Source organism: Methylotenera sp. G11, from assembly GCF_000799735.1.
Lineage (GTDB): Bacteria > Pseudomonadota > Gammaproteobacteria > Burkholderiales > Methylophilaceae > Methylotenera.
On sequence record NZ_JUHH01000001.1, the window covers coordinates 2,423,717 to 2,444,041 of the forward strand.

At 53.2% G+C, this 20,325-nt stretch carries 19 protein-coding genes; 8 read left to right on the forward strand and 11 right to left on the reverse strand.

What is annotated here, in order from left to right; all coding sequences use genetic code 11:
• Positions 1 to 151 precede the first annotated feature (151 nt).
• The 6 genes from ftsX to GQ51_RS11400 all read right to left on the reverse strand — a co-directional run bounded on the left by ftsX (position 152) and on the right by GQ51_RS11400 (position 5,237).
• Positions 152 to 1,072 (reverse strand): permease-like cell division protein FtsX, encoded by a 921-nt coding sequence (gene ftsX / locus GQ51_RS11375; protein ID WP_047553086.1) that lies wholly within the window; start codon positions 1,070 to 1,072, stop codon positions 152 to 154.
• A complete protein-coding gene (ftsE, locus tag GQ51_RS11380; protein ID WP_047553089.1) occupies positions 1,069 to 1,782 on the reverse strand; it encodes a cell division ATP-binding protein FtsE in 714 nt (237 codons plus the stop codon). The genes ftsX and ftsE overlap by 4 nt, the downstream gene beginning before the upstream one ends.
• Positions 1,783 to 1,900: 118 nt before the next feature.
• Positions 1,901 to 2,899: a signal recognition particle-docking protein FtsY gene (ftsY, locus tag GQ51_RS11385; protein ID WP_047553093.1), complete on the reverse strand. Its 999-nt coding sequence runs from the start codon at positions 2,897 to 2,899 to the stop codon at positions 1,901 to 1,903.
• A 124-nt stretch (positions 2,900 to 3,023) separates the two neighbouring features.
• Positions 3,024 to 3,476, reverse strand: coding sequence for a YeeE/YedE family protein (locus tag GQ51_RS11390; protein ID WP_047553096.1), 453 nt, complete (start codon positions 3,474 to 3,476; stop codon positions 3,024 to 3,026).
• 4 nt (positions 3,477 to 3,480) lie between these two features.
• Complete coding sequence (locus tag GQ51_RS11395; RefSeq protein ID WP_047554204.1) at positions 3,481 to 3,915, reverse strand: YeeE/YedE family protein; 435 nt, start codon at positions 3,913 to 3,915, stop codon at positions 3,481 to 3,483.
• Between the two features lie 77 nt (positions 3,916 to 3,992).
• The gene (locus GQ51_RS11400) at positions 3,993 to 5,237 is read right to left on the reverse strand and encodes an OmpP1/FadL family transporter (protein ID WP_047554206.1); all 1,245 of its coding nucleotides are present in this window, start codon (positions 5,235 to 5,237) and stop codon (positions 3,993 to 3,995) included.
• A gap of 315 nt (positions 5,238 to 5,552) precedes the next feature.
• Between GQ51_RS11400 and GQ51_RS11405 the strand changes: the two genes are divergently transcribed.
• The 8 genes from GQ51_RS11405 to GQ51_RS11440 all read left to right on the forward strand — a co-directional run bounded on the left by GQ51_RS11405 (position 5,553) and on the right by GQ51_RS11440 (position 11,057).
• Positions 5,553 to 6,878, forward strand: a complete 1,326-nt coding sequence (locus GQ51_RS11405; protein WP_200884451.1) for a M16 family metallopeptidase — start codon at positions 5,553 to 5,555, stop codon at positions 6,876 to 6,878.
• A gap of 325 nt (positions 6,879 to 7,203) precedes the next feature.
• Positions 7,204 to 8,544, forward strand: coding sequence for a M16 family metallopeptidase (locus GQ51_RS11410; protein WP_047553102.1), 1,341 nt, complete (start codon positions 7,204 to 7,206; stop codon positions 8,542 to 8,544).
• Positions 8,545 to 8,628: 84 nt separating this feature from the next.
• A complete protein-coding gene (rsmD, locus tag GQ51_RS11415) occupies positions 8,629 to 9,198 on the forward strand; it encodes a 16S rRNA (guanine(966)-N(2))-methyltransferase RsmD (RefSeq protein ID WP_047553105.1) in 570 nt (189 codons plus the stop codon).
• Between the two features lie 10 nt (positions 9,199 to 9,208).
• On the forward strand, positions 9,209 to 9,700 hold the full coding sequence (gene coaD / locus GQ51_RS11420) for a pantetheine-phosphate adenylyltransferase (RefSeq protein ID WP_047553108.1): 492 nt from the start codon (positions 9,209 to 9,211) through the stop codon (positions 9,698 to 9,700).
• A 150-nt stretch (positions 9,701 to 9,850) separates the two neighbouring features.
• Positions 9,851 to 10,102 carry a YfhL family 4Fe-4S dicluster ferredoxin gene (locus GQ51_RS11425; RefSeq protein WP_047554207.1) on the forward strand — a complete coding sequence of 84 codons (252 nt, stop codon included), beginning with the start codon at positions 9,851 to 9,853 and terminating at the stop codon, positions 10,100 to 10,102.
• Positions 10,103 to 10,124: 22 nt separating this feature from the next.
• Complete coding sequence (gene gloA, locus GQ51_RS11430; RefSeq protein WP_047553111.1) at positions 10,125 to 10,514, forward strand: lactoylglutathione lyase; 390 nt, start codon at positions 10,125 to 10,127, stop codon at positions 10,512 to 10,514.
• A 52-nt stretch (positions 10,515 to 10,566) separates the two neighbouring features.
• Positions 10,567 to 10,815, forward strand: a complete 249-nt coding sequence (locus GQ51_RS11435; RefSeq protein ID WP_088178161.1) for a GIY-YIG nuclease family protein — start codon at positions 10,567 to 10,569, stop codon at positions 10,813 to 10,815.
• Positions 10,812 to 11,057, forward strand: coding sequence for a hypothetical protein (locus GQ51_RS11440; RefSeq protein WP_047553117.1), 246 nt, complete (start codon positions 10,812 to 10,814; stop codon positions 11,055 to 11,057). Before GQ51_RS11435 ends, GQ51_RS11440 begins: the two co-directional genes overlap by 4 nt.
• A 46-nt stretch (positions 11,058 to 11,103) precedes the next feature.
• Here GQ51_RS11440 and GQ51_RS11445 read toward each other — a convergent pair whose 3' ends face one another.
• The 5 genes from GQ51_RS11445 to dnaK form a co-directional block, all read right to left on the reverse strand.
• Positions 11,104 to 14,217, reverse strand: coding sequence for an efflux RND transporter permease subunit (locus GQ51_RS11445; RefSeq protein WP_047553120.1), 3,114 nt, complete (start codon positions 14,215 to 14,217; stop codon positions 11,104 to 11,106).
• 11 nt (positions 14,218 to 14,228) lie between these two features.
• Positions 14,229 to 15,452 (reverse strand): efflux RND transporter periplasmic adaptor subunit, encoded by a 1,224-nt coding sequence (locus GQ51_RS11450; RefSeq protein ID WP_160280012.1) that lies wholly within the window; start codon positions 15,450 to 15,452, stop codon positions 14,229 to 14,231.
• Positions 15,453 to 15,491: 39 nt separating this feature from the next.
• Positions 15,492 to 16,835, reverse strand: coding sequence for a TolC family protein (locus GQ51_RS11455; protein WP_047553124.1), 1,344 nt, complete (start codon positions 16,833 to 16,835; stop codon positions 15,492 to 15,494).
• 173 nt (positions 16,836 to 17,008) lie between these two features.
• Positions 17,009 to 18,142 carry a molecular chaperone DnaJ gene (gene dnaJ, locus GQ51_RS11460; protein WP_047553126.1) on the reverse strand — a complete coding sequence of 378 codons (1,134 nt, stop codon included), beginning with the start codon at positions 18,140 to 18,142 and terminating at the stop codon, positions 17,009 to 17,011.
• A 227-nt stretch (positions 18,143 to 18,369) separates the two neighbouring features.
• Entirely contained in the window at positions 18,370 to 20,286 is a 1,917-nt protein-coding gene (gene dnaK / locus GQ51_RS11465) for a molecular chaperone DnaK (RefSeq protein ID WP_047553129.1), read from the reverse strand.
• Positions 20,287 to 20,325: the final 39 nt, after the last annotated feature.

The window sequence follows — 20,325 nt, forward strand, 5'->3', positions numbered from 1 at the left end:
GATGATTGATGGCATTACATGCAGTGATGTTGTGCAGCAATACTAGAATACAAAACTTAACTCAAGCTGAAAATGAACCGGGCAATATTCAAAACAACCCGGGCGATACCCCGCTTGCGATACTGGCGTACCGCGCTGCCAGCTGATCTTGTTAGCTAATTTTGATCGCGCTGATGGCGCGGGTGACCGCCAGGTATGAACCTATCCAGCCGATGGCTACGGCCATGCCGATGATCACCAGGTAAAGCTCGGCATTCACGATTTCCAGGCTGAAGTCGCTGCCGTAAAGCCTGGATATTTCCATGACGGAATAGTTGAAGGTCTGGATGATGCCGCCCACCATCAGCACTGAAAGCAGGCCGCCAAACAGCCCATATAAAATGCCGGCGTAAAGAAAAGGCATTCTGATAAAGCTGTTGGTTGCGCCGATCAGGTAGCTCACTTCAATTTCATCTTTCTGGGTCAGGATCTGCATACGTACCGTATTGCCGATGATGACCAGCAGCACGATAGCGAGTAGTGCCGTAATGAAGAAGGTCAGTTTTTTGCCTATGCCCAGCAATGTTGCAAGACGCTTTGCCCAGTCAGCATTGAGTATAGCCTGCTCTACGCCTGGAATGCTCTGCAATGTGTTTCTCAGGGTTTCCAGCGTATCGGGGTCGGCAGATTTTGCCTGGATATAGAATGCGTCAGGGAGCGGGTTCTTGCCGAGCTGCTCGATGGCGCTGCTGATGTTGCTGTTGTCTTTGGATTTTGCCTGTAATTGCTGCCAGGCTTCATCCCTGGTGACCAGGTGATATTGATGGATTGCGGTATTCTTGGCTAATACCGCATCGATCTCGGCGATATTGGCTGCCGTTGCGTCCAGTTTCAGAAACAGGCTGATTTCTGTTTCGCTCTTCATATGGTCTGTCAGCTTGGACAGGTTATCCACGGCAAGGTAAAACAGGCTCGGTAAACACATGGCAACGCCTACCACCAGGCAAATCATGAAGGTGGAGAGCAGGTTGGTGCGCATGCGCGACAGCACGAGTTTAATAGCCTGCAAATGATGGTTCAGCCAGGTAATCATGATGAAAATTTTTCCGTTGGTGCTGTTTCAAGGTTCAAAGTCTTTTGCATGAACGGGTTTTCGGTGAGCAGGCCATGGTCCAGGTGCAGCACCCGGCTCTGGTTTGCGCTCATGCCCAGGGCATCGTGGGTAGACATGATCACGGTGACGCCTACCTGGTTGAATGCCTGGAAAATAGCCATGATGTCGGCGGCATAGCTTGCATCCAGGTTGCCGGTCGGCTCATCCGCAAGCAGTATCGATGGCCGGCTTACCACGGCGCGCGCAATCGCCAGCCGCTGCTGTTCGCCGCCGGAGAGTGTGATAGGCATGACTTTTTCTTTATTGAGCAGGCCGACTTTATCCAGCGCGGCTCGCACACGCTTGGCCGCTTCCTGTTCGGAAACGCCGTTAATACGCAAAGGCAATATGACATTTTCAAAGCAGTTGCGGTCATACAGCAGCTTGTGATCCTGGAAAATAAGCCCGAACCTGCGGCGCAGAAAAGGAATGGCTGAAGATTTAAGTTTGCTGACGTTCTGGTGGGCGATCAGCACCGTGCCGCTGGTAGGCAGTTCCGTTGCGGCAATCAATTTAAGCAGGGTGCTTTTACCTGCTCCGGAATGGCCGGTGACATACACGAACTCGCCTGCACCAATATTGAAGCTGACGTTTTTTAATATCTGGTCACTACCCGGGTAGCGTTTGCTGACTTGGTCAAATTGGATCATGCCGTTATTGTAGCGTAATGTATCGTAGCGTTAATGTGGGTGCTGGGTTGCGAGTAGACGCAACGAAGCTTTGCGCACAAGGAATATGTTTGTAAAACTCCATTAACAATCATCGCGTCTAATCAATCATTGCATCTATGAACTCCGCCGCATTGAACGGGCGCAGGTCATCAATCGCTTCACCGATGCCAATGTAACGTATCGGAATCGGGCGTGCCTGTGCAATCGCCGCGATCACGCCGCCTTTGGCTGTGCCGTCCAGTTTGCTCAGCACCAGGCCGGTAACGCCGAGCGCATCGTCAAAAATCCTGACCTGGTTTACGGCATTCTGTCCGGTGTTGGAGTCCAGCACCAGCAGGACTTCATGCGGTGCACCAGGCAGCGCTTTGTCCATGACGCGTTTTACTTTGGCAATTTCTTCCATCAGGTGCAGCTGTGTCGGCAGGCGTCCGGCAGTATCGGCGAGCACGATGTCGATATTTTTGGCAAGCGCCGAGTTGATTGCATCAAACATGACGGCTGCCGGGTCGCCGCTGGACTGTGCCACGACATGCACATTGTTGCGCTCACCCCAGACCTGTAATTGCTCACGTGCCGCAGCCCTGAAAGTATCGCCAGCCGCGATCAGTACACTTTTGCCCTGGGACTGGAAATGTTTTGCCAGCTTGCCGATGGTGGTGGTTTTGCCGGCGCCATTCACGCCAGCCAGCATGATGATGAAGGGCTTGTGCGTGGAGGTGTCCAGCGGCTGCTGTAAAGGGGAAAGTAAATCTGAGAGCGCCTCTTTGAGCGCCGTTTTGAGCTGCGCCGTGTCATCCAGGCTCTGGCGTTTCACGCGGTTTTTGATGTCGTCCAGCAGAAATTCTGTCGCGCTGATGCCCACGTCTGCGGTGAGCAGGATGGATTCAAGTTCTTCATAGATTTCAGCATCGATTTTACCGCCGCCGAACAGTCCCGCCAGTTGGCTGCCGAGCTGGTTGCGTGTTTTGGCCAGGCCCAGTTTCAGGCGCTCAGCCCAGCTTTTGCCGGTCTCGGGCGCAACGGCGGCTTCAGCAGGCTTGGGTTTGTTCTCCTCTGCACCGGCTTCAGGTTTATCTTTTTTGAAAAAATTGAACATAGAGATTCAGCTAATTTAAGTTGCGTGATGAGATGTCTGCGTCTATTTAAGTGCGCGCAGCCATCCGTGTAAAAGTACTGTCATTTTAGCTTAATTCTATAACATGCGACGTACCAGTTGTAGCTTACTTGCCAGCCGGCTTTCTGTGGTGTTCGAGCAATTCATATATCCCCATGCCGATGACCATGGCCACCACGAAAATGAACCCTTTGCCGCTGCCGGCTCCCAGCAGGACGAATGCGGGCGCCGGGCAGATGCCTGCGAGCCCCCAGCCGACACCAAAGGCCATGCTGCCCAGCACCAGGCGCTTGTCGATGACGCGATTGGTCGGCAGTTGGATAGAGAATCCGAGATAACTGTGCCGGCGCCTTTTTGCGATGGCGAATGCGATCAGGCCGATGCCGATCGCTCCAGCCATGACCAGGCCTAAAGACGGATCCCACCAGCCCGAGACATCAAGGAATGCGAGCACTTTGGCCGGATTAGCCATGCCTGCCAGTATCAGGCCTATCCCGAATATCAGGCCGGAAAGCAAAGAGAAACTCAGGGCGGCAGTATTGCTGATATGGTTTTTCATGGCTTTACACCCCCAGTACATGGCGTGCCACATACACCGTGAGCACCCCGGTAGCCATGAAAGCCAGTGTGGCAATGATGGAACGCGGCGATAAGCGTGAGATGCCGCACACGCCGTGGCCACTGGTGCAGCCGGATGCGTAGCGCGTGCCGATGCCGACAATGAGCCCGGCGGCGGCAAGCAAGGCGTTGCTTGCGTTGATCTCAATAGCTGGCAACGGCGCAAACAGCAGCCATGCCAGCGGCGCGATCATCAAGCCGGTGATAAACGCCAGCCTCCAGCCGATGTCACGCCGCCTGGGTTTGAATAAGCCGCCCAGGATGCCGGTAATGCCGGCGATACGGCCATTGAAAAGCACAAAGATTGCCGAAGCTGTGCCAATCAGTACGCCGCCGGCCAGCGCAGTCCAAGGGGTGAAGTGATTCCAGTCGATTAACATTGGGGTCCACTCAGCTATCAATGAAAACAGGCCGCGTACATGCATACGCGACCATGCAGCGAAAGTTACATCTTAACTTAAAGTTTCCAGCCGTAGGCGATGCCCAGCGAATCTTCATACATTTTCAGGTTGGCTTCAGCACCGGGAATGAACGGGATGGAGCCGCTGCCTTTCACTTTTTCTTCAAACGCATGCATGTAGGAGAAAGAAATCTCCGATTGGTTCGGCAGTACATAAGTTGCACCTAAAGTCGCATGATCCTGTACTACACCGGGCGCCAGGATATTGAACAGGGTTTCGCCGCTGCGGATAGGCTGCGACGCGTGATTGTAACCAGCGCGGATAGTCAGGCTGTCGTTCCAGGCATAGCTTGCACCGACTTTAACCGCGGTCACGTCTTTCCATGCAAAGCCCGGGCCGTTCTTTGAACCCAGCTGCTGGCCGTTTATAAACAGATTGTTCACGGAATTGCCAACGGAATCCACATCGCCATAGTTGATGCGCTGCACGTCAGCGGCCAGGGTCAGCGCCGGGGTTGCCTTGACTGCAATCCCCAGGCCATAGGTTTCAGGAATGTCAAAATCACCGTTTTCTGCAAACAGTCCTTTGTATTTATCGAATTTGCTCATGTAGGTTTTGCTCTGGTAAGTTGCACCCAGCGTCACGGCGTCATTGACCCTGCCGATCCAGCCAATATGTACGCCAGCGCCATAAGATGAGTCGTAACCTTTGTTGGTAACATTGTCCGGGTGCGCTGAAGCGGGGCTTGCGAAGTTCTGCAGGCCTTTGATCTCAAAGCGCTGGTAAGCCAGGTTGACTGCAACGCCCACCGTATTGGACTCGTTGATCTTCCAGGTTGCGGTTGGCGCAACGAACAGCTGGATCAGATCCATACGCGGCGCCGTATTGCCAAACAGGGGAATGGCTTTTTTGTAGTCGGTATTCATGCCGCCGTTGCCATATACGCTGACGCCTAAGGTCACATCAGGGTTAATCACCCGCTTGTAGCCAAATTCGGGGATGATGAAATTTTCCGCATCGTTGGCATCGTATTTTCCATCAACGCCGGGGCCGACTCCGCTGATTTCGGATTCGCGCTGTGGCCTGAACCAGGTGACGCCAATATCTGCACGGTCACCGATCAGGCCCATGCCGGCAGGGTTGGCGGCAGCGGCGAGGGCATCTTGCGGCAATGCAATGCCTACGCCGCCCATGCCTTGTGATTTTACGCCATAGCCGTGTGCGAAATAGCCATCGGTGGCATGCGCATGAGATGTTGCCAATATGGCAAGCAATGGTAAGAGTTTACGGGTCAGTGTCATTCGGGTGGCTTTCTTGATCGCAATCATTTAAAAAAACTTGCCGAATTCTATCCAAGCGCCTTAATTCTTAAAAATACTTAATAAATATATTGATATAAACATATGGAATAATGGATGTTGATCAGGCGAATTGAGCACTTGCCAGGCGTGATGAACTAACAAAGTGTTATCCTTGTCACAAATGGCAGCCGTGTTTTGAGTAAAGCCAATGATTTGCAGCGCGGATTGCCGATGCTGCCAGATCAATAAGTCATATAAAAATAAAAGGAGATGGGTACTGTGCGTACAAAAAGCTTTTTGATTCTTCTGCTGATGATGCCGCTGACGGTGTTTGCGGCAGCATCCGTACAGGAATTTAAACTGGATAATGGTTTGAAACTGATCGTACAGGAGGATCATCGTTCACCGGTTGTCGTGTCCCAGGTCTGGTACCGGGCAGGCAGCCTGGATGAAGTGAATGGCAAAACCGGGGTTGCCCATGTGCTGGAGCACATGATGTTCAAGGGCACCAGACAGGTCAAGGCCGGACAGTTCTCACGTCTGATCGCCGCCGCCGGCGGCAAGGAAAACGCGTTTACCAGCACAGACTACACCTGCTACTTCCAGCAGCTCGAAAAATCGCACCTGCCGCTGTCGTTCAAGCTGGAAGCCGACCGCATGGCCAATCTGCAGCTGACAGATGAAGAATTTGCCAAAGAAATCAAAGTAGTCATGGAGGAGCGGCGCTGGCGCACTGACGATAAGCCGCAGTCAAAAGTCAATGAAGCGTTTCAGGGCACGGTTTACCGGGCACACCCGTATTCACGTCCCGTGATCGGTTTCATGAACGATCTTGAGAACATGACGGCTGACGATGCGCGCGAGTGGTACCACAACTGGTACGCGCCCAATAATGCCACCCTGGTGGTGGTCGGCGACGTGAAAGCGGATGAGGTGTACCAGCTGGCCAAACAGCATTTCGGCAAATTAAAGGCCAAGGCCTTGCCGGTGCGCAAACCGCAGGTAGAACCGGAGCAGATCGGCGAGCGCCGCACCGTAGTCAAGGCGCCGGCTAAATTGCCTTATCTGCTGATGGGTTACCATGTGCCTGCACTTAATGACCCGGAAACCGATTGGGAACCTTATGCGCTGGAAGTGCTTGCCGGCGTGTTGAGCGGCAATCCGGCGGCGCGCCTGAATCAGCGCCTGGTGCGTGAAACCCAGCTGGCGATTGATGCCAGTGCCGGTTATGACCTGATGTCACGCGGGCACCAGAGCGTGTTCGCACTGGATGCAACCCCGAGCGAAGGCAAGACTGTAGCCGAGCTTGAGGCTGCCTTGCTGCAGCAGATTGAAGATATCAAAGCGTCAGGCGTGACGACAGAAGAACTGGATCGAGTGAAGGCTGGTGTCATCGCAGCCGACGTATATAAACGCGATTCCATGTTCTATCAGGGGATGCAGATCGGCACCGTGGAAACGATAGGCTTTTCATGGAAGATCCTTGAGGATTATCCGAATAAATTACGTGCGGTAACACCGGAGCAGGTGCAGGCCGTTGCCAGGAAATATCTGCTTAAAGATAATTTAACCGTGGCAACGCTCGATCCGCAGCCGATAGACCCGAATGCAAAACCGCAGGGTAAACCGCACGTACATTAAGTATCGGTAAGTCCGAGTACTGAATATGAATTTTTATAGCCAAAAATTACTTCCCCGTCATTCCGGCGGAGGCCGGAATCCAGACAGGCTTCATGGCTAGATGTGACGGTGCAAGCACTGCCAGAAGTTGATTTATTTTATTACTTAATAGGTTGAGTCGATGGTTTCTATATTACTTTCCATTGAAGCTGCTACTTTAATTATCACCTTGCCTGGATTCCGGCCTGCGCCGGAATGACAGTCTTGGTATTTTTTGAAATTTAAATTGATGTTTGTTTTGTGAGAAGCACTTAATTCTCTATATATATTATTTAGGTAAAAAATAATGAATATGCAATACATAAGAAAAACACTAGTAACAGGCTTGGCAGTGTTAACTGCCGGATTTTTAGCATTCAGCACTGCCGCGCAGGCCGGCGTCAAGATCCAGAAATGGCAGACTTCTTCTGGTTCTGAAGTGTATTTTGTGGAGAACCACGACCTGCCGATCGTCGACATCAGCATTAACTTTGCTGCGGGTGCAGCCCGTGACACGGCGCAGAAATCAGGTGTGGCGGGTGTTACGCGATACCTCATGACTTTGGGTGCGGCCGGCATGACGGATGAAAAAATCGCGAATAAAATGGCCGACGTAGGCGCTATCCTGGGCGGTGATTTTGATGCTGACCGCGCCGCGTTCAAATTGCGCACACTCAGCAGCGAGCGCGAGAAAACGCAGGCACTGGATGTGTTCACTAAAATCCTGCAACACCCGGATTTTCCTGAAGATGTACTGGCGCGTGAAAAAGCCCGTATCATTGCAGGCCTGCAGGAATCGGCAACGCAGCCGGAGAGTATTTCCAGCAAAGCGTTCATGGCGGCATTGTATGGCAGCCATCCATACAGCCTTGATGAATCCGGCGAAGTGGATACGGTGGGCAGGATCAGCCGCGCTGACCTGCTGGATTTCTATCGGCAATATTATGGCGCTAAAGGCGCCGTCGTAGCGATTATCGGCGATTTAAGCCGTGAGCAGGCTGCGGCTGTGGCCGAGAGCATGACTGCCGGTTTGCCTGAGTCTGCCATTAAAGCCCCGATCCCTGCGGTCACGCTGCCGACGCAGCCGGTAGAAAAGCGCATTGCGCATCCGGCGTCGCAGTCTCATATCCTGCTCGGTTACCCGGGTATCAAACGCGGAGACCCTGACTTGTTCCCGCTTTATGTGGGCAACTATGTGTTAGGCGGCGGTGGCTTCGTGTCACGCCTGACTGAAGAAGTGCGCGAAAAACGCGGCCTGGTTTACAGCGTATACAGCTATTTTGCGCCGATGGCCGAAGCCGGACCATTCCAGATCGGCTTGCAGACCAAGAAAGACCAGGCAGAGGATGCGCTCAAGCTGGTGAAGGAAACCCTGGATAATTTCATTAAGAATGGGGTCACCGAAGCTGAGCTGAAAGCTGCCAAGGCCAACATCATCGGCGGTTTTCCGATGCGTATCGATAGCAACAGCAAAATCCTGGATTACCTGTCCATGATCGGTTTTTACAAGCTGCCGCTGAATTACCTTGACACATACAACAGCAGCGTTGAAAAAGTCACGGCCGCGCAGATCAAAGACGCGTTCAGCCGCCGCCTGAAACCGGAGAATTTCGTAACCATTATCGTAGGCGACCCTGATGCCAAATAGTGGCCTGCCGTATAAATCAGTATTGCAGTGAGCGGGGCGGCGTGGCAATCTACATGCTTTATTGAATTTGAACGAGAGAACAGATTGCCGCGCAACACAGCAAGTAGCAAGAAACAGAACACAGTACGCATCAATGCAGGAGAGTGGCGCAGCCGCCTGCTTAAGTTTCCGGATGCCGAAGGTTTACGTCCGACACCGGAGCGTGTGCGGCAGACCGTATTCAACTGGCTGGGACAGGATATGACCGGGCTGCACTGCCTGGATCTTTTTGCGGGTAGCGGCGTGATGGGATTCGAGGCGCTGTCGCGCAATGCGAGATCGGCTGTGCTGGTGGAGAAAACCGCAGCGGTGTATAAAGCGATTCTTGATAATAAAACAGCACTCAAGGCGGATGCCGCGCGTACTTTCAATATGGATGCGTTAAGCTTCTTAGGCCAGGACAGCCAATTGTTTGATGTGGTTTTTCTTGACCCGCCATACAATCAGGGCTGGCTGCAGAAAGTGCTTCCGCTGCTGCCAGCCCACTTGAACCCGGATGGTTTCGTTTATGCCGAGGCAGAGTATGCCATCGAGCCGGACGAAGTGTGGCGGGTAGTCAAACAAAGCAAAGCAGGTAATGTTTTTTATCATCTGTTAAAATTGCACGGGAATTGAGGCGAAAAACATGACTGAAGCTAAAAAACGAACCGCAGTTTACCCCGGCACCTTCGACCCGATCACACTCGGACATGAAGACCTGGTGCGTCGTGCCGCCCACCTGTTCGACGAAGTGATCGTAGCGGTTGCCGGCAGCACCAATAAAGCGACCCTGTTCAGCCTGGCGGAGCGGGTGCAGCTTGCACAAGAGGTTTTTGGCAGTTACGGCAACGTGAAAGTGGTAGGGTTTAGCGGTTTGCTGATGCAGTTTGTGCAGGAGCAGCAGGCACAGATCGTGATTCGCGGCCTGCGGGCGGCTTCGGATTTCGAATATGAGTTTCAGCTGGCGGGCATGAACCGTAAACTCTACCCTAAGCTGGAAACGATGTTCTTGACCCCTTCGGACGAGTATATGTTCATATCGTCCAGCCTGGTTCGCGAAGTGGCAAAACTCGGCGGTGAAGTTGACCAGTTTGTATCGGCAACCGTTGAAAATGCGATTAAAAAGAAGTTGAGTTAAATATGAAATTGAAATGTTCTCCAAAAATCTATCGACTCGGGTTGCAGTGCAAGGCGCACAGCACGCAGCAGCCGAGACAGCACGCGCTTGTACTGGATGCTTGCGAGTACTGCGCAACGCAGCAATGTGCCCGAGGAATGGATTGTTAATATGGCTTTGATGATTACCGACGAATGTATCAATTGCGACGTCTGCGAGCCGGCCTGTCCGAACGAGGCGATCTATCAGGGCGAGGAGATTTATGAAATCGACCCTGATAAATGCACCGAATGCGTAGGCCATTACGATAAGCCGCAGTGCCAGCAGGTGTGCCCGATCGATTGCATCCCGTTCAACCCGGAAGTCGTTGAAAGCAAAGACCAGCTGATGGAAAAGTATTACCGCCTGACTGCCGGCCAATAAATCAAATTTAAGGAAAATCAAAATGCGCATGTTACATACTATGCTCCGTGTCGGAAACCTGGAGCGTTCGATCAAGTTTTATACCGAAGTGCTGGGCATGAAAGTGCTGCGCCAGCACGATTATCCGGATGGCAAGTTTACGCTGGCTTTTGTCGGCTATGGCGATGAAAGCGACCATACCGTGCTGGAGCTGACCTATAACTACGGTGTCGAAAGCTATGAGATGGGCAAGGCCTACGGGCACATCGCCATTGAAGTGGATGATGCATACAAGGCCTGTGACGCTGTGCGCAATACAGGCGGCAAGGTGATCCGCGAGGCTGGCCCGATGATGCACGGCACCACCGTGATCGCTTTTATTGAAGACCCGGATGGATACAAGGTAGAGTTCATTCAGGCGGGAACTTATTAATCAACCTCATTCCCGCCTGCGCGGGCATGACGAAAATGGAATAATGGTGGATATGGATTGGGTTCTATACCTGCTGGAGTGCAGAAACGGCACTTTCTATGCAGGTATCACCAATAACCTTGAACAGCGTTATGCCGCCCATCTCTCCGGCAAGGGTGCGCGTTATACGCGCGCCAACCCGCCCGTAAAAATTCTGGCCTCGAAACTATATGCAGACCGCTCTGCCGCCAGTGTCGCTGAGGCGCAGTTAAAACGGCTGCCCCGTCATAAAAAACTCGATTTCTTTAGCGTGCCGATATGAACAAGCCTGAATTGCTGAAAGCTGTGGAACTGGCCTTGTCCGGCGATTGGGATGGGGCGCACAATATTGCACAGGACTATGGCGATGCCACTGCCAACTGGCTGCATGCGGTACTGCATAAAGTCGAAGGTGATGCGTGGAATAGCCGTTACTGGTATGCACGCAGCGCAGGCAGGGCTTATGAGGATTTTGCCGATGCCAGGGATGAACTGCTGCATATCCAGAAGTTGTTAAGCAGTTGAAAGCCCGTGCGCGACCATGCACACGGGCTGCGAACAGGCGTTTTAATTAATCAAGAACGATGGCCTTCTCTTGTTCAGCATTGGCCGGGCTGCCGTATTTCCTGACCACCCAAAGGTAAACGGATGGCAGTACCAGCAGCGTGAGCAGGGTCGCGCTGATCAGCCCGCCAATCACGACTACGGCCAGCGGCCTTTGTGTTTCTGCACCGATGTTGTGTGACAGCGCCATCGGCAACAGGCCGAACATGGCCAGCAGGCCAGTCATCAATACCGTACGCAGGCGTGACATCGAGCCTTCATGCACGGCTTCTTCAGGTGTTTTGCCTTCGGCAATCAGCTGGTCGAATACCGATACCATCACCACCCCGTTAAGCACCGCCTGCCCGAACAGGGCGATGAAGCCAATCGCGGCCGACACCGATAACGGAATGCCGGTGATGAACAGCGCAACAATGCCGCCAATCAACGCAAAAGGAATATTGGCAACAATCAGCAGCGCGTTCTTGAACGAGCCGAAGGCATCGAACAGCAGCACAAAGATCAGCAGGATTGACAATGGAACAACGACAGAAAGCCTGGCCATGGCGCGCTGCTGGTTCTCAAATTCGCCTGACCATGTGACATACGCACCGTTGGGAACGCTGACGTTGGCATTCACTTTTTTCTGCATGTCGGCTACTACGCTGCCCATGTCCCGGTCCTGGATGAAGATGCCGATTGAAACCACGCGCTGGCCGTTTTCACGCGCGATGTTCATCGCCCCCATGGTCTGTTTGAAGTGTGCAAGTTCATGCAGTGGAATCTGCGCGCCATTCGGGGCGGCAATCAGCAGGTCATCCAGTTTGCTGAGTGAGCGCTGCTCCTGTGCCAGGCGCACGACTACCGAGAAGTGGCGCTCGCCCTCCCATAGCTCAGTGGTTGCCTTGCCTGCCAGTGCCGTTTCGATTGCATCCTGAATATCGGCAATATTGATGCCGTAGCGCGCCGCGGCATCGCGGTCAATATCAATGATCTGTTGCGGCAGGTCGCCGTCACGGTCTATATAAGCACGTGAAACACCCTGAACATTATGGATCTGATTCACGATAGACCTGGCTGTATTTCGCAATACGGACAGGTCATCTCCGTGTACCTTGATCACGATCTGGCCATCGATCTGGGAAATGCTTTCCAGCACGTTATCGCGGATAGGTTGTGAAAATGTTGCATCAACGCCAGGCAAGTTAGAAACCGCCTTGTCCATTTCATCAATGATCTGGGCTTTTTTGTGGTCTTTGCGCCAGGTTTCTTCCGGTGCCAGCTCTACAAAGAACTCCCCGCCATTGAATATCTTCGGGTCGGATCCGTCATCCGGCCTGCCGACTTTTGAAATCACGCTTTTCACTTCCGGTACGCTATGCAGCGCAGCCCGGATGCGATGTGCCGCCAGCAGCGCTTCCGATTGCGATATCGATGGCGGCAGCGTCACGTTCACCCAGATCGTGCCTTCATCCAGTTCCGGCAGGAATTCAGTCCCGACTTTCGTACCCAGCCCCAGCGCGGCCACTAACAGGATGAGTGCGATACCCAGTACTTTTTTGGGGCGTGCCACAGCCCATTTGAACGCAGGTTCGTAAAGATGCTTGAACCAGGTGAGCAGGCGATTGTCGTGGTGAGGAATACGGTCGCGCAGCAGCCACAGGCAAAGCAGCGGCACCAGTGTCAGCGACAGCATCAAAGAGCCCACCAGCGCCGAAGTTACCGAAAATGCCATGGGCGAGAATATGCGGCCTTCTGCACGCTGCAGCGTGAAGATGGGAATATGCGCTGCAATGATCACCAGCATTGAGAACAGGGTAGGGCGGCCGACTTCAGTGACCGCTTTATAGATCACTTTCCTGCGTTCGCTGAAATTATGCTGTGCTTCATCACTCATGTTGCCCAGCCGCAGGAATACGTTCTCGACCACGATCACCGCGCCATCGACAATGATGCCGAAGTCCATTGCGCCCAGTGACAGCAGGTTTGCCGGCAGATGCAGGAAGGTGAGCCCGATGAATGTCGATAATACCGCCAGTGGTATGATGCAGGCCACGATCAGCGCAGCCCGCAGGTTGCCCAGGAATAAAAGCAGCACGAACGTCACCAGCAGCGCGCCTTCAATCAGGTTGCCGAACACGGTATGCAGGGTTTTATCGATCAGCCAGGAGCGGTCGTAATAAGGCCTTAACTGCACGCCTGGCGGCAGGCCGTGGTCATTCAGCTCGCTGATGGTCTGCTTGATGCCTTTAAGCAGTTCGGAAGGGTTTTCACCTTTGCGCATCAGCACCAGGCCGTTTACGATGTCATCGGAGTCATCCTGGCCAACCAGGCCTTGAACCGGGGCACTGGCTTCTTTAACCTCAGCGATGTCACGCACCAGTATCGGCACGCCTTTGCCGTTATCACCGACAACGACGCGGTCTATGTCGGCTGAGGTTGTGAATGTACCCAGCGAGCGCACCAGGAACTGTTGGCGACCCTGTGAAATTGCGCCGCCACCGGCGTTGGCATTGGCGCGGGTGAGCGCGGAGAATAGCTGTGCCAGCGTTATTTTGGCATCACGCATCTTTGCCAGGTCCGGGTTGACTTCATACTGCTTGAGTGCGCCGCCCATGGATACGACGTTGGCAACCCCCGGTACTTTCTTGAGTGCTTTTTCAACCACCCATTCTTCAATTTCACGCAGCTGGCGTGAGTTGAGGTGGTCACCCTGCACGCGATAGCGGTATATCTCGCCGATTGAAGTTGCAAGCGGCGCTACATCAGGCTCGACGCCATCCGGCAGGTCGATGCCGCGCAGGCGCTCAAACACCTGCTGGCGCGCTTCTTTATCGCTTGGCTTGTCGTTGAAGGTAATCATCATGTATGACAGCCCGAACTGCGTATGTGTGAACATGCGCACCATATTTGGCATGCCGGACATGGCAACCTCAATCGGGATCGTGACCTGTTTTTCCACTTCTTCAGCCGCGCGCCCCGGATACTGGGCAACAATGTTGACTTGTGTGTCGGAAACGTCAGGGAATGCCTCAATCGGCAGGTTGATGAAAGCAATCACGCCGCCAAGCACAAAAAGTACCAGTCCCAGCACGACAAACACCGGCTGGGTTAATGCGAATCTAACAATACGGTTAATCATGGTGCGCACCCTTAATTCGCTGCTGCGCCGTCATGGCTGGCTACATTTTTCTGCCCGGTTTTGGGTGCCTGCTGCGCAGCTTGTGGCGTACGGTTTTCTTCTATAATTTTTTCGAGATAGAGTGCGCCATCCACGACAACCTGGTCACCTTTGTTGAGGCCTTCCGCGATCGATACCCACGCATCGCCGGACGCAACCGGTGTAATCTCTTTGCGGGTGAATATGCCGTCGGCAGTTTTAACGAACACCATTTTTGAAGCGTCTTTAAGGAATACGGCTTTTACCGGTATGTCCATCGTTTCTTTTGCGGTATCGTCGAATTCTGCCGTGACATACATTTCTGCTTTTAACTTCAAGGCCGTATTACGCACTTTCGCGCGTGCTTTCAAGGTGTGGCTTGCCGGGTCAAGTGCGTCTTCAATGAAATCGATTTCACCTTCAAACACTTCATTTGGCCACGCGCTGGAATGCAGCTTTACTTTCATGCCTTGGCGCAAGGAGCCGATTGCCTGCTCCGGCGCATCAATCCAGCACCACAGGTAACCGGGGTCGCTTACGATGAATAATGGCTGGTTTGCGGTATCCGGGCGCCACTCCATGCCCGGGTTGGTGTTACGTGCCACCACGATGCCGTTAATCGGGCTCTTGATCGTGAAACGCTGGTCGACATTGACGCTGGCACCCAGGGATTTAAGCCTGATTTCTGCGCGCATGGCTTCTGCCTTGATGCGGCTTAAATCAGATTGCGCCTGTTCCAGGTCTTTTCCGGCAATGATGCCGGCGGATGCCAGATCTTTATTGCGGGCAAGGTTGCGTTCGGCCTGTATCAGGTCTGACTTTGCACGTTCGACGTCTGCCTGTGCCGCACCCAGGTCTGGCGAGCTCAGGTGAGCCAGCGCCTGGTTGGTTTTAACCTGGGCGCCAACCTGTGCCATGACATCTGTCAGGTGCCCGGCGACTGGCGAGGTAATGCGTGCAGTGTGGTCTTCATCCCAGGCCAGCCGCGCCGGCAGGCTCAACGCATTCTCTTTGGATGAAACGACAGCTGCCGTAATCAAACGCTGTTTTAACAGCGAGTTCTGGGCAAACTGTACGGAGTTTTCTGAAATGACCGGAGTGTCGGCAGGTGCAGGCTCTGTTGCCGGTGCTTTGTCACAGGCACTTAATGCCGATGCCAAGGCGATTGCGATCAAGCCGTGCGTGATAGGGTGTTTTGCGGATAGGTTGGAAGTCATCATGTTCACTTAGGTTAAAGTGTTAATTGGGTTAAAGTGTTAATTGGCGGTATTAAAGGAAATGGATTGGTTGCGGGCCAGCACTGCGCGTGCAAGGCTGGCGCGTGCATTCAGGGTGTCTAACCGCGTCTGGCGCAGCATGCGCCTTGCGTCCAGTAACTCAAGCAGGCTGAGCGCGCCTTTTTTATAGCCTTGTTCTACGGTGCCCGCCACTTCTTCAGCGCGCGGCAGCTGTTCCTTTTGCAGCAGATCCAGGCTGGTCTCGGCGCTGGAGACATCGGCATTGAGACGATCCCATTCAGACCTGGCGTTAGCCTCTGTGTGAGCAAGCGCTTCCATGGCGGCCTCATGGTCGCTGCTGGCGCGTGCGATCTCGCCTTCATAGCTGTGGTTGACCGTTAACGGTAGCCCGATAGTAAAGCTGATGGTATCGCCGGTACCATTGGTATTGCTGTTGCTGGTAGGCCAGTGGTCGTACTGTACACCTGCCGTGATGTCTGATTTACGTAGCGCCTCTGCCAGGCTTAGCTGGCTGGCTGCGCTTTCCACACGCAGTTTTGCGGCTTTAATGTCAGCACGGTTAGATAAATCAAAATCGCCGGCATTCAGTGGTGCAACCTCTAAAATTGCGGCATCCACTTTGAGCGCGTCTGCTTTCGTTTCCCAGGCCAATAGCTTGGCAAGAGCAATCTGTGCCGATTTCTGCTCGGTCTGAGCCTGGCGCAAGTCAATGCGAGCGCGATTGGCATCAATCTTCTGCCTTTGTATGTCGATTGGCGGCAGGTCGCCTTTTGCGCTACGGATGCTGTTGGCCTGCAGGGTTTCTTCATACAAGGCAACCACCTGTGACAGCAGGTTGATGCGTTCGTCCACCGCTGCCAGGTCAACCATGGCCTTCAGCAGCACGATGCTCTGCTGGCGTTCCACATCCAGCACATCTTCATTGGCTGCAGCGATCTGGCTTTGCGCCGTTTGTTTACGCAGGTCACGCTTGCCGCCGCGCTCAATCAGCTGTTCGTAGCGTATCGAGTTATCAATCGTTTTATCGAAATAAGCGCCTGAACCAATGCCCAGCTTGGGGCTGATGCTGCCAATACCTATGGTCAGGTTCGGGTTCTGCGTCTGGCCGGCAATGGTCAGGTTGGCTTCGTTTGCCGTAATGCTGCGCTTGCTGTCTACAATATCAAGGTTGCATTGCAGCAGGCGGTTTAACGCCACTTTTTCAGTCAGTAATGACGGCGGCGTTTCGTCAGCGCAAGATGCCGCGATGGAAAAAGCTGAGAAAAAGGCCAGGCAGCTGCCGGCAAAAGCTGCTGCCAGCTTGCTTAATGGTAATCTGGTGGTGTCTGGGCGTGGATGGTATACAGGAATATCAATAGGCATTTTCTATTTCTTCAGTGTTCGATCTCTCGGAACTACTTTATATAGAAAATTGCTTACAACAACCTTACAGGCTCCCTGTATCAGGCCTATTTTATGGATGCGGGCAACATGTTTAAAGCCCTTGAGCTAATAAAAAAGCCCGCATGGCGGGCTTTTTTATTAGCTTGGGCGTTTTAGCCAAAGAAATCTTTGGCTTTATCTACCCAGCTTTTGTTTTTAGGACTGTGTTTGCCGGCATCTGCCTGCGTGCTTTCTTCAAACTCGCGTAGCAGTTCTTTTTGGCGGGTAGTGAGTTTTACCGGGGTTTCCACCGCTACATGCACCATCAGGTCGCCATGCTCGCTGGAGCGTAGCGGTTTGATGCCTTTGCTGCGCAGCCTGAACACCGCACCGGTCTGGGTTTCGGCCGGTATTTTCATTTTGGCAGAACCGTCCAGTGTCGGTACTTCGATTTCGCCGCCTAGTGCCGCTGTGCTGAAGCTGATCGGCATTTCGCAGTGCAGGTTGCCGCCGTCACGCTGGAATATCGGATGAGGTTTTAAATGCACGACAACGTACAGGTCGCCGGTTGGGCCGCCGTTCACACCGGCCTCACCTTCGCCGCTGAGCCTGATTCTATCGCCTTCATCCACACCTGCCGGAATCTTGACTGACAGCGTCTTGTTCTGCTTGGTGCGGCCAGCGCCGTGGCAATCAGGGCATTTATCTTCATCTTTAATGATCTTGCCGGTGCCGTGGCATTTCGGGCAAGTCTGCTGCACGGAGAAGAATCCCTGCTGCATGCGCACCTGGCCGTGGCCGCCGCAAGTGGTACAGGTAACAGGCGACTTGCCTGATTTTGCACCGCTACCGCCGCAAGGGTCGCACTTGGCCTGTACCGGGATGCGGATCTTGGTTTCAGTGCCTTTGGCTGCGTCTTCCAGCGAGATTTCCATGTTGTAGCGCAAATCCGCGCCACGGTACACATTGCTGCGCTGACCGCGTGCGCCGCCGCCGAAAATATCGCCGAAAATATCGCCGAATGCATCGCTGAAGTTGCCGCCGCCAAAGCCGCCAGCACCGCCACCCATGCTTGGGTCTACGCCGGCATGGCCGTATTGATCGTAGGCAGCGCGTTTCTGGCTGTCTGACAGCATCTCATAAGCTTCTTTCGCCTCTTTGAACTGTTCTTCAGCTTTCGGGTTGTCCGGGTTGCGGTCAGGGTGATGCTTCATCGCAAGCTTGCGATAAGCCTTTTTAATTTCTTCTTCCGAGGCGTCTCTGCCAACGCCCAGAACTTCGTAATAATCTCGTTTAGATGATGCCATAATGATGTTTGAGCACTCACTGTTTAAGCAGTGACTTTGTGCTCATTACTCACTTTCATAATTTAGATTTGTAACATCAAGCGCCGGAAGTCAGTGGGTAAGTGAGCGAGCAAGATGAAGCGCAAGGCGCGCGGCGCACAGAAACCGGAATGTACATTGAGTACATGAGGATTTCGAGCACTGCGCAACGCTGCGATTCGCTTGCGCAGCCACTTAACCATGATTTCCTAGTCTTTCTTCACTTCCTCGAACTCCGCATCCACTACATCGCCATCCACGGTTTTCTCGCCTTGTGGCTGCGCGCTTTCGGTGTTCGCTTCTGCTTGTTGCGCAGCGTAAACTTTCTCGCCCAGTTTTTGTGAGGCTGTGGTCAGGGCTTCTGTTTTTGCTTCAATCGTTGCTTTGTCATCAGATTTCAGCGCTTCTTCAACGTCTTTGATTGCAGTTTCAATCGCTTCTTTCTCGGCAGCGTCCAGCTTGTCACCGTGCTCTGTCAGAGATTTTCTCACTGAGTGCACCATGCCGTCGGCAGCGTTGCGCGCATCCACCAGTTCACGCAGTTTGCGGTCTTCATCGGCATATTTGATCGCGTCTTCTTCCATCTTTTTGATCTCTTCTTCAGAGAGACCAGAGTTGGCTTTGATGGTGATCTTGTTTTCTTTGCCGGTGGCCTTGTCTTTGGCAGACACATGCAGGATACCGTTGGCATCAATGTCAAACGTCACTTCGATCTGCGGCATGCCGCGCGGCGCAGGCGGAATGTCGCTCAGGTTGAACTGGCCGAGTGACTTGTTGGCAGAAGCCATTTCACGCTCGCCCTGCAGCACTTGAATCGTCACTGCATTCTGGTTGTCTTCAGCGGTTGAGAACACTTGTGATGCCTTGGTCGGGATCGTGGTGTTTTTCTTGATCAGCTTGGTCATCACGCCGCCCAGTGTCTCAATACCCAATGACAATGGCGTTACGTCCAGCAGCAATACGTCTTTCACGTCGCCCTGCAATACGCCGCCCTGGATTGCAGCGCCAACCGCCACTGCTTCATCAGGGTTTACGTCTTTACGTGGTTCTTTGCCGAAGATGTCTTTTACTTTTTCCTGTACTTTCGGCATACGGCTTTGGCCGCCAACCAGAATCACGTCTGTGATGTCGGATGCTGAAAGCTTCGCGTCTGCCAAAGCTGTGCGGCAAGGCGCAATCGTGCGTTCGATCAGGTCGTCAACCAGTGATTCCAGTTTGGCACGGGTGATTTTCACTACCAGGTGTTTAGGACCGGTTGCATCTGCCGTAATGTAAGGCAGGTTAACTTCGGTTTGCTGGGCGCCTGACAATTCGATCTTCGCTTTTTCTGCGGCTTCTTTCAGGCGTTGTTTTGCCAGCAGGTCGTTACGCAGGTCCAGGCCGTTCTCTTTCTTGAATTCATCAGCCAGAAAGTCGATCAAACGGTTGTCGAAGTCTTCACCACCCAGGAAAGTGTCGCCATTGGTTGAAAGCACTTCGAACTGGTGTTCGCCGTCGATGCTTGAAATCTCGATGATGGAAACGTCGAATGTACCGCCGCCCAGGTCATATACGGCAATCTTGCGGTCGCCTTCCTGCTTGTCCAGGCCGAAAGCCAGCGCAGCGGCTGTAGGTTCGTTGATGATACGTTTCACTTCCAGACCGGCGATACGGCCTGCGTCTTTGGTGGCCTGGCGCTGGCTGTCGTTAAAGTAGGCAGGTACTGTAATCACAGCTTCTGTCACTTCTTCGCCCAGGTAATCTTCTGCGGTTTTTTTCATTTTGCGCAGCACTTCAGCAGAGATTTGCGGCGGTGCCATTTTCTGGCCGCGCACTTCCACCCATGCGTCACCGTTGTCAGCTTTGGCAATGGTGTAAGGCATCAGGTTGATGTCTTTCTGCACTTCTTTTTCTTCAAAACGGCGGCCGATCAGACGTTTAACCGCGTAAAGCGTGTTTTTCGGGTTGGTCACCGCCTGGCGTTTTGCCGGTGCGCCGGACAAGATCTCGCCATCTTCCTGATAGGCGATGATAGAAGGCGTAGTGCGTGCGCCTTCAGCGTTCTCGATCACGCGTGGCTTGCCGCCTTCCATCACGGCAACGCAAGAGTTTGTTGTACCTAAGTCAATCCCAATAATTTTTCCCATGTTTTATTTCCTTTTAAAATTTGATTGGCCACAGATGAA